9 protein-coding genes are annotated in these 9334 nt (G+C 73.5%); 6 read left to right on the top strand and 3 right to left on the bottom strand.

Features of this window, described 5'->3' with window-relative positions; translation table 11 throughout:
* Positions 1-64: 64 nt before the first annotated feature.
* The 3 genes from ABD211_RS23185 to ABD211_RS23175 all read right to left on the bottom strand — a co-directional run bounded on the left by ABD211_RS23185 (position 65) and on the right by ABD211_RS23175 (position 2649).
* On the bottom strand, positions 65-784 hold the full coding sequence (locus tag ABD211_RS23185; protein WP_344135744.1) for a type 1 glutamine amidotransferase: 720 nt from the start codon (positions 782-784) through the stop codon (positions 65-67).
* Positions 785-893: 109 nt separating this feature from the next.
* Positions 894-2126: a MurT ligase domain-containing protein gene (locus tag ABD211_RS23180; protein WP_344135741.1), complete on the bottom strand. Its 1233-nt coding sequence runs from the start codon at positions 2124-2126 to the stop codon at positions 894-896.
* Positions 2127-2163: 37 nt separating this feature from the next.
* Entirely contained in the window at positions 2164-2649 is a 486-nt protein-coding gene (locus ABD211_RS23175) for a TIGR00725 family protein (RefSeq protein WP_344135738.1), read from the bottom strand.
* A 492-nt stretch (positions 2650-3141) separates the two neighbouring features.
* Here ABD211_RS23175 and ABD211_RS23170 point away from each other — a divergent pair, with 492 nt between their 5' ends.
* The 6 genes from ABD211_RS23170 to ABD211_RS23145 all read left to right on the top strand — a co-directional run.
* A complete protein-coding gene (locus ABD211_RS23170; protein ID WP_344135736.1) occupies positions 3142-3996 on the top strand; it encodes a C40 family peptidase in 855 nt (284 codons plus the stop codon).
* 62 nt (positions 3997-4058) lie between these two features.
* Positions 4059-5693 carry a glycoside hydrolase family 13 protein gene (locus ABD211_RS23165; RefSeq protein ID WP_344135733.1) on the top strand — a complete coding sequence of 545 codons (1635 nt, stop codon included), beginning with the start codon at positions 4059-4061 and terminating at the stop codon, positions 5691-5693.
* Positions 5694-6535: 842 nt separating this feature from the next.
* A complete protein-coding gene (gene mraZ / locus ABD211_RS23160) occupies positions 6536-6967 on the top strand; it encodes a division/cell wall cluster transcriptional repressor MraZ (RefSeq protein ID WP_344135730.1) in 432 nt (143 codons plus the stop codon).
* Between the two features lie 225 nt (positions 6968-7192).
* Entirely contained in the window at positions 7193-8248 is a 1056-nt protein-coding gene (rsmH, locus tag ABD211_RS23155; protein ID WP_344135727.1) for a 16S rRNA (cytosine(1402)-N(4))-methyltransferase RsmH, read from the top strand.
* Positions 8245-8955: a cell division protein FtsL gene (gene ftsL / locus ABD211_RS23150; protein WP_344135724.1), complete on the top strand. Its 711-nt coding sequence runs from the start codon at positions 8245-8247 to the stop codon at positions 8953-8955. Before rsmH ends, ftsL begins: the two co-directional genes overlap by 4 nt.
* Positions 8956-9128: 173 nt before the next feature.
* Positions 9129-9334, top strand: a 206-nt coding sequence (locus ABD211_RS23145) for a hypothetical protein (protein ID WP_344135721.1), incomplete at its 3' end; no start/stop codon positions are given.

Genomic DNA, 9334 nt, shown 5'->3' with positions numbered 1-9334 from the left:
CCGCGCTTCCCGCCCGGGGCGCCGACGGGGTCGGCCGTCGCGGTGCGGTCGGCCGGGACTGCCGTCATCCGAGCCGCACGGCGGCGAGGCGCTCGGCGCGCAGCCGGCCGGGCCACGTGTCGTCCACCGGCCCGAGCGGGGCGCCCGTCGCCCAGCCCAGCACCAGGTCGGCCAGGGCAGGGTTGCGGGCCAGTGCGGGGCCGTGCATGTACGTACCGACGATCTTGTCGCGCCAGGCGCCCTCGGTGCTGCCGTCGTTGCCGATGCCGGCGCTCACCCGCGCCAGCGGCTTGACGCCGGGGCCCAGGTGGGTGCGTCCGCCGTGGTTCTCGAAGCCGGTGATGGTGGGCAGGCCCAGGGCCGGGTCGGGCTCGCCGACCAGCTCGCCGACCGCGCGGCTGGGGCCCCGGTCGGAGTCCAGGTCGAGCAGCTCCAGGCCCGGGTACTTGGCGCCCTTGGCGAAGAACGACCGGCCGAGCAGCTGGTACCCGGCGCAGATGGCGAGCACCGCGGCCCCCCGGTCGATGGCCCGGTGCAGGCCGCCGTCGGCGGCCAGCCGCTGCGCGGCGAGCGCCTGTGGGCCGTCCTCGCCGCCGCCGAGCAGGTAGATGTCGCCGTCGGCGGGCACCGCCTGGTCGGAGCGCACCTCGATCGCCTCGACGGCCAGGCCGCGCAGCTGCGCCCGGCGCACCAGGATCAGCAGGTTGCCCCGGTCGCCGTAGGTGGACAGCAGGTCGGGGTAGAGCCATACGATCCGCAGGGCGGACGACGACCCGCCGTCCAGGTGCGACGCGGCCGCCACGTCCGCCGCCGCCTCGTCCACGATCGCCACATACGTGTCGGTGTCGTCGGGCCGCGCGTGGGCCGGACGGTAACCCGGGGTGCCGTAGGGGTTAGTTGACACGGTCCAGCTCCGCTCGGATGTCCTGGAAGGCGGTGTAGTTGGCGATCACCTCGAGCCGGCCGGGCGGCACGGCGGCCAGCGCCCGGTCGAACGAGGTGACGTGCTCGAACGGGATCGCGTTGACCTCCAGCCGGACGGCCAGGTCCATCGCCCGGTCGCCGGTGATGAGCACCCGGCGGCCGCGCAGCGGGGAGAAGTCCACGTCATAGAGCCAGGAGGTGTCCAGGCCGTCGGGGTCGCGCGCGTTGATCCCCAGGAGGGTCGGCGCGTCCTCGGCCATGTCGAACGCCTCCAGCCAGCCGGCCGGGTTCTTGGCCAGCAGCAGCCGGATGACCCGCCCGTCGCGTTCCACCGTCGCGTACCGGCCGGCGATCGAGGCGACCGACGACAGGCGCGGCAGCGCGTCCGGGATCCGGACGCCGAACTGCGTCGCGACGGCGAGGGCCGTGGCCGCGTTCGCGACGTTGACCCGCCCGGGCAGCTGCAGCGTCACCGGGTGCGCGACGCCGGCGGGGTCGACCACGGCCCCGTCGGCCACGGACCACGCGGGGGTGGGGCGGCGCAGGTCGCCGGCCACGCACCACCACTCGTCGCCCTCGCGCTCGATGTGTGCGCCGCACTCCGGGCACACCCACGAGTCGTCGTGCCAGCGCTGCCCGGACGCGACCCAGGTCACCGACACGCAGTCGCGGGCGGCCCAGGTGACCATCGGGTCGTCGGCGTTGGCGATGACGTGCGTGTCCACGCCGCGCAGCGCGTCGCGCCACAGCGAGGCCATCATCGCCACCTCCTTGGCCCGGTCGAGCTGGTCGCGGCTGAGGTTGAGCAGCGCGATCACCTTCGGGTGGGTGGCCTGCACGACCTGGTTGAGGTAGTGCTCGTCCACCTCCAGCACCGCGTACGTCGTGTGGCCGGCCTTGGCCAGCGCCGACGTGTGGCCGGTCGGCATGTTGGCGCCGAGGGAGTTGGTCGCCACCTCGCCGAGCACGCCCATGGCGGCCGCGGTGAGGCGGGTGGTGGTGGTCTTGCCGTTGGTGCCCGAGACCAGGGCGATCGCGCGCCCGGCGGCCAGGTGTGCCAGCAGGTCCGGATCGATCTTGAGGCCGATCCAGCCGCCGATCACCGAGCCGTCGCCGCGCCCGGCCGCCCGCGACAGCGCCGCGGCCGTCTTGGACACCGACGTGGCCACCTTCGCGCGCAGGGGCAGCTTGTTATCCGTCATCGTCTGTGGTCTCCCGGGACTCGCAGATGCGACGACCCTACCGGGCGGCCTCCAGCGCCGTCCGCACCGCCTCGGCCGCTGTCGTGACCACGACCGGCCCGGACACGGGTCGCCCCGCGGCGTCGGCGACCTGCCAACCGCCCAGGCTGACCACGGGCCTGCCCCGCCGCATGGCCAGTGCGACCTCGGACAGCGTGCCCCACGACCCGCCCACGGCGATGACGGCGTCCGCCGACAGCACGAGGATGACGTTGCGGGCCTGGCCCATCCCGGTCATGACCATGACCGGGAAGTCACCTTCGGGGGTACGCGTCGCCGCGCGGTCAGCGTCGGGGCGCACGCCGACGACCAGGCCGCCCGCGTCGCGGGCGCCCCGGGCCACGGCCGCCATCACGCCCGGCCCGCCGCCGCACAGGACCGTGGCCCCCGCCCGGGCCAGCAGCCCGCCCACCTCGTGGGCCAGTTCGCCCTCGGCGGGCGTGCACTCGGCCGGCCCGCACACCGCCACCTGGATCGGCACCACGCGCCCCACTTCCGGCATTTCAGACGACGCCCCAGTATCTGAGCGGTTTTTTGTGTGACCTGGGTCACCTGCGAATATCAACGTAGCGTCGCCACGTTAACGCGGACCGTGAGGACACTTCGGACAGCCTGCCGCAGGCGCGCCGACATCCCCGACTCCGACTACGGAGCGTGGTGAAACGGTGACCTCGGGTCGCCGCAGATCTGGGTTAGAAAGGTTCCCGGCCCGGGTCCGCCCGGGCCACGCGCCACCCGAGTCACGCCGAGTCCTGCCCGCCCGGTGCGCGCGTCATCCCCAACAACTGCACAGGGAACGGGCAGGAGCGGGGGAACCAACTCCGGACGCCGACCCTGGCGTCCTCGGGGTGAAGCCGCCCAGCGCGGCCGGGCACCCGCGGCGAACCACGCCGCTCCCTTCGCGCCCGAACCCGACAGCTAACTCCGCAGGCGTGCCGAAGGGACAGTATTCGTGTACTCCACCCCGGGTTGCACCATGCCCCCGTCCGGCCGCGCGCCGGGCACCGCCACCCGTCGACGACGCGTCCAGCGGTTCGGCGCCCTCGCCGCCGCGACCTGCGGCGTACTCTCCGGATCTCTGGTCGCGGCCGGCGGCGCGCAGGCCGCGAGCGCCACGGCGACCAGCGCGGGCCTGGCGCCCGCGTCGATCACCGTCACCGTCGCGCCGGTGCGCGAGACCACCGCCGTCACCCTGCGGGCGAGCCGGACGACCGTCGTGAAGGGACACTCGTCCCAGCTGACCGGCGTCGTCACCGTCGGGCCCGCCCGCAGGCGCCTCGCTGGCGCGACCGTGAAGCTGCTCGCCCGCAGCCCCGGCGGGAAGTGGCGCACCGTCCTCACCCGCAAGCTCACCGCGGACGGCGTCTTCAAGGCCTACCCGAAGCCCGGCAGGACCCGGTACTACAAGCTCGTCGTGGCCGCCTCGGCCACCCGCACCGCCGCGGTGTCGAAGCCGGTCACGATCACGGTGCGCCCGACCGCCCGGCAGAAGATCGTCGCGGCGGCGGTCAGCCGCATCGGCAAGCCCTATGTGTACGGTGCGAGCGGCCCGAACGCGTTCGACTGCTCCGGCCTGACGGCCTACGCCTACCGCAAAGCCGGCGTCGCGCTGCCGCACAGCGCCAACGGGCAGAAGCGCTACGGCAGGGCCGTCTCGAAGAGCGCCGCCAAGCCGGGCGACCTGGTCGTCTTCTACAGCGGCGGGTACGCGTACCACGCCGCGATCTACGCCGGCAACGGCTACATCTACGAGGCCGCGCGGCCCGGCACCCGGGTCGGCAGGCACAGGATCTGGAGCAGCGCGATCGGCTTCCGCCGCGTCGTCGGCTGAGACCCGGTGCGCGCCCGCCCCGTCCCCGTGGGCGGGCGCGCACGATCGGGCATGATGGGTTGATGTCCAGGCTCGGGATCACCGCGCCGTGGTGGCGCGACGCGATCATCTACCAGGTGTACCTGCGCTCCTTCGCGGACTCCGACGGCGACGGGGTCGGTGACCTCGACGGCCTGCGGTCGCGACTGTCGCACCTCGTCCGGCTCGGCGTCGACGGGTTGTGGATCAACCCGTGCTATCCGTCGCCCGGCGTCGACCACGGCTACGACGTGGCCGACTACCTCGACATCGACGCCCGCTACGGCGGGCTGCCCGCCTTCGACGACATGCTCGCGGCCGCCCACGAGAGCGGCCTGCGGGTGCTCATGGACCTGGTGCCCAACCACTGCTCGTCCGCGCACCCGTGGTTCGTGGCCGCGCTGGCCGCTCAGGCCGGCTCGCCCGAGCGGGAACGGTTCGTCTTCCGGACCGGGCGCGGCGACCAGCCGCCCAACAACTGGCGGTCGGTGTTCGGCGGCCCCGCGTGGACCCGCGTCGGCGACACCGACCAGTGGTACCTGCACAGCTTCGACCCCGCCCAGCCCGACTTCAACTGGCGCTGCCCGGACGTCGTCGAGCACTTCGACAAGGTGCTGCGGTTCTGGTTCGACCGGGGCGTCGACGGCATCCGCATCGACGTCGCGCACATGATGGTCAAGCACCCCGACCTGCCCGACTGGGCGTTCCCGGCCGACGGCTCCGCGTCCTACAACGAGTACGCGCAGAACCGTCCCGAGGTGCACGACATCCTGCGCCGGTGGCATTACCTGGCCGCCTCCTACGGCCGGGATCTGACCCTGGTCGGGGAGATCTGGGTGCCGACCGTCACCGACCTCGCCCAGTACCTGCGCCCCGACGAACTCACCCAGGCGTTCTACTTCGACCTGCTCAAGTGCCGGTGGTCGGCGGCCGCGTTCGGGGCGTCCGTCGAGCGCGGGCTCGCCACCATCGCGGCCACGGGCGCGTCCGTCACCTGGACGCTCGCCAACCACGACGTGCACCGGTCCGTCACCCGGTACGGCCTCGTACGGCCGTCCGGGATCGGCACGAACGACCCGTTCGCCGACGAACTGCGCGGGCGGGGCGAGATCGACCTGGCGCTCGGCACGGCCCGGGCCCGGGCCGCGCTGCTGCTGGTCCTCGGCCTGCCCGGGTCCGTGTACCTCTACCAGGGCGAGGAACTCGGCCTGCCCGAGGTGCTCGACCTGCCCGACGAGGCGCGCCAGGACCCGATCTTCTTCCGCTCCGGCGGCGCCGAGCACGGCCGCGACGGCTGCCGCGTGCCGCTGCCCTGGGACGCGTCCGCGCCGACCTTCGGCTTCTCGACCGGGCCTTCGTGGCTGCCGCAGCCGGAATGGTTCGGCGAGTACGCCGTGGAGGCGCAGTGGGATCAGCCGTCGTCGTCGCTGGTGCTGCACGCGGCGGCACTGTCGCTGCGCCGGTCGCTGCTGCCCGCCCTGGGTGCGGCCCCGGTGGAGTGGCTGACGGTCGAGGGGCGCGACGACATCCTGGCGTACCGGCGCGGGCGGCTGACCGTGGTCACCGTCTTCGGCGACGAGCCCTTCATGCCGCCGGCGTCGTGGGGCGACGTGGCGCTCGCCTCGACCCCCGGCGCCGTCCCGGTGCCCGGCAACGGTTCCGCCTGGCTGCTGACCTGACAAAAGGGGCGTGGTGGGGTCGACCGCCTTGTGAGCGGCCGCCCCCACCACGCTGTCTCCACGTCGCAGGACCGGGGTGTCCCCGTCACGAGACCCGTGCCGATTATTGCATGTTTTGTCCGGTTATCTGGGACTTCCCTGAACGTGTCATGTGAACCGCCCGGGCCAGGTGTGGTGGTGGGCCTCGTCAACTGCGCACAGCCGGCGCGATGACATCGCTGGCCGCCGTCACCGGGCACATATTGTGGCCGGCGGCCCGCCACCGCCAGATGCGCACATCTGGCGGGGTGAGGGCCCCTCGCGCTCGCCAAAAGCTCACATCTGGCGAGCCCTGAGCGTCCTCTCGCCAGCTGCTCACATCTGGCGGGCGGGGGGCGGGCCGAGCCGCTACACGGGAACATCTGGCGGCGGTCGGCGGGGCGACCCCTTGGCGGGTGTCAGGCGCGGAGTTGACCGGAGGCGTCACCGTGTGGGGTACGGCGTGGGCGCGACAGACGCGTCCCGCCCGCCCGACGGAGTCGGGATCCGGTGTCGAACGCGGTGTCGAACGGGTTGTGAGAACCCGTCGGTAACCCGTAGCACGTGGCGGCGCGCCGTGCCCGGGTGCGGGGTGGGTGGCGCGCCGGCCCTCCACTGCCCTCCACCGTTGCTCACCTGCGGATTTAGCGCGGCGATCACGCCCGACACGAGGTCAAACTGATTGACGGTGGAGGGAAGTGGAGTAGAGTGGGGCGCAATGGCGGAGCCGGGAGGCGGCCGCCGGCCCCGGGGGGACCGCGCAGCACCGCGACGCATGGAAACGCGACGCACGCGGAGGCGCCACGCGGAAGGGGGGTGGGGTCGTGTTTCTCGGCACCCACACCCTTCGCCTGGACGAAAAGGGCCGGCTGATTCTTCCGGCGAAGTTTCGTGACGAGCTGGCGGGAGGTGTCGTGATCACTAAAGGGCAGGAGCGCTGTCTCTACGTGTTCCCGGACGCCGAGTTCCGTCGGATCGCCGAACAGCTGCAGACGCAGCCCATGACCCACAAGGCCGCCCGGGCGTACAGCCGGGTGTTCTTCGCCAGCGCGCAGGACGAGGTCCCCGACAAGCAGGGCCGGGTCAACGTGACCGGTCACCTGCGGGAATATGCCGGGCTCACCCGTGACGTCGTCGTGATCGGAGCGAGCAGCCGCGTGGAGATCTGGGACTCGCAGGCCTGGGAGACGTATCTCGCCGAGAGCGAGGAAGCGTTCTCCGGCATCGAGGAAGGGGTGTTACCCGGCGGGCTCTGACGAGCCCGTGGGGGTTGGCGGTCCATCCGTCCCTTGTCGACACCGACGGGGTTGCCGTACCGCCAGATCTCCAGCCGCTCGGCGCGGCTCCTGACATCCCTTCCCCGGTGCCAGGCGCCAGAAGGGCGGATGGGGATCTGGCGGTACGTGCGAATGGTACCGCTGACGCTTCGCTCCGGTGTGACCGCCGCGAACGGTCACACCGGTGGCAATTAGGGGGTCGACGTGGGGGAGTCGCGCAGGCATGTACCGGTCCTTCTGGACCGTTGCCTGGAGCTGCTCGGACCCGCGTTCGACGCCGCCCGCGGAGCGACACCCGTCCACGTGGACGCCACGCTCGGGCTCGGGGGCCACGCGGCCGCCGTGCTGGAGGCGTACTCCGATGTGGAGCTTGTCGGTCTCGACCGTGACCCGCACGCGTTGGCCGCCTCGCGCGAGCGCCTGGCGCCCTACGCCGACCGGGTCCACCTCGTGCACGCCGTCTACGACGAGCTGCCCGAGGTGCTCGCCAAGCTGGGCATCAGCGCGGTCCACGGGGTGCTGTTCGACCTCGGGGTGTCCTCGATGCAGCTCGACGAGGCGGCCCGCGGCTTCGCCTACGCCCAGGACGCGCCGCTGGACATGCGTATGGACCCCACCCGGGGGGTGACGGCCGAGGAGGTCGTCAACACCTACCCGGCGGGGGAGCTGGCGCGGGTCCTGCGGGTCTACGGCGAGGAGAAGTTCGCCGGCCGGATCGCCGGGGCGATCGTGCGGGAACGCGAGAAGAACAGAATCACGTCCTCGGCGCTGCTCGCCGAGCTGGTCCGGGACGCCATCCCGGCGCCGGCCCGGCGCACCGGCGGACACCCGGCCAAACGCACCTTCCAGGCGCTGCGGATCGAGGTGAACGGCGAGCTGGCGGCGCTGGAGGCGGCGTTGCCGGCGGCGTTGGACGCGCTCGCGCCGGGCGGACGCGTGGTGGTCATGTCCTACCAGTCGCTGGAGGACCGGATCGTCAAGCAGGAGTTCGCCCGTCGGGCGCGCAGCAGCGCCCCGCCGGACCTGCCGGTCGAACTGCCCGGCTACGGGCCGACCGTGCGGCTGCTCACGCGGGGGGCGGAGCAGGCGGACGAGGCCGAGGTGGCGGTCAACCCGCGGGCCGCGCCCGCGCGGCTGCGGGCGGTCGAGAGCCTCGACCCGCGCGCGCCGGGCGGCGCGGCGCGGGTCGCCATGCACCAACCCGGGACGCGGGGGCGTCCCGGTCGCCATACCGCGAAAGATGGAGGGGGAGGGCGATGACCGGGAAGACACCCGACGCCCGCACCGGCCGCAGCGGCGCCGACATCCGGCGCGCGACGCGGCCCCAGGTCGTGCCGCTGCGCGGCACCGGCCGCACCGCGGGCAGCGACAACAGCCGGGCCGCCCGCGACGCGGCCCACGCGGCACGCCAGGCCGCGCGGCGCGGCACCGTGGTCGGGGCCAACGCACTGCAGATCGACGAGTACGCCGAGGTGCTCGACGAGCGCGAGATCACTGTCGAGCAGGCACCCGCCCAGGGGCCCGACCTGGCCACGACGGCGGACCGCGTGGACTCGGCGGCGGGCGCCGGCGTACCGGCGCCGGCGCGGGCCCGCACCGGGCTGGGCCGCCTGCGGGTGGCGCCGCCGATGCCGGTGGCGGTGCCCCGGGCGCCGTTCCTGGTGCTGCTGCTGGTGATCGTCGTGGCCGGCGTGTTCGGCGTGCTCCTGATCAACACCAAGATCAACGAGAACGCGTTCACGCTGGACAACCTGCAGAACTCGCAGAGTGCGCTCGACCAGCAGGAGGCGCAGCTCGCGCAGAACCTGACGATCGTCGAGGCGCCGGGCAACCTGGCCGCCGCGGCGCGCCGGCTCGGCCTCGTGCCGGCCGGCTCGACGGCGGTCATCCGGCTGCCCGACGGGCGCGTGCTGAGCGTGCCGGAGCCGGCCAGCGGCCCGGTGAGCGTCACCGCGCAGAACGACTGATCCGGCGGTCCGGCGGGGCCATGTGGTCGCGCCGGACCGCGCTGAACTGAACCGGAACGGATCCGGACCCGCGACGGAACCGAACCGGAAAACTGCACCGAACTGACCGACGCCTCCCGGCCGGCGAGCCAGCCGGCCGGGAGGCACCCCGACCGAGTCACGAGGAGTCCACCATGCCGCGCCGCCGCGACGACGAGCCCGAGGTCGGGACGCCGCCGCGCCGCAGCCGGATGGCGGACGCCCGCCGCTACCAACCGCGCGGCCGCACGGTCCGCGACACCGAGCCCGACCACCGCGACGACGCACGGCCCAACCTGCGCCTCGTCGCCGGCGGCGCGGCCCACGCCGACGACGACCCGGGTCGCGTACGCGGCCGGCG

It is taken from the genome of Luedemannella flava (assembly GCF_039528515.1).
Classification (GTDB): domain Bacteria; phylum Actinomycetota; class Actinomycetes; order Mycobacteriales; family Micromonosporaceae; genus Luedemannella; species Luedemannella flava.
This window is presented reverse-complemented; position numbering and strand designations above follow the sequence as displayed.

Excerpts from the sequence above, each read along its gene's own strand:
- ABD211_RS23170 (WP_344135736.1), top strand. The coding sequence starts at position 3,142 with ATGCCCCCGTCCGGCCGCGCGCCGGGCACCGCCACCCGTCGACGACGC.
- ABD211_RS23165 (WP_344135733.1), top strand. The coding sequence starts at position 4,059 with ATGTCCAGGCTCGGGATCACCGCGCCGTGGTGGCGCGACGCGATCATC.
- ftsL (WP_344135724.1), top strand. The coding sequence starts at position 8,245 with ATGACCGGGAAGACACCCGACGCCCGCACCGGCCGCAGCGGCGCCGAC.
- ABD211_RS23180 (WP_344135741.1), bottom strand. The coding sequence starts at position 2,126 with ATGACGGATAACAAGCTGCCCCTGCGCGCGAAGGTGGCCACGTCGGTG.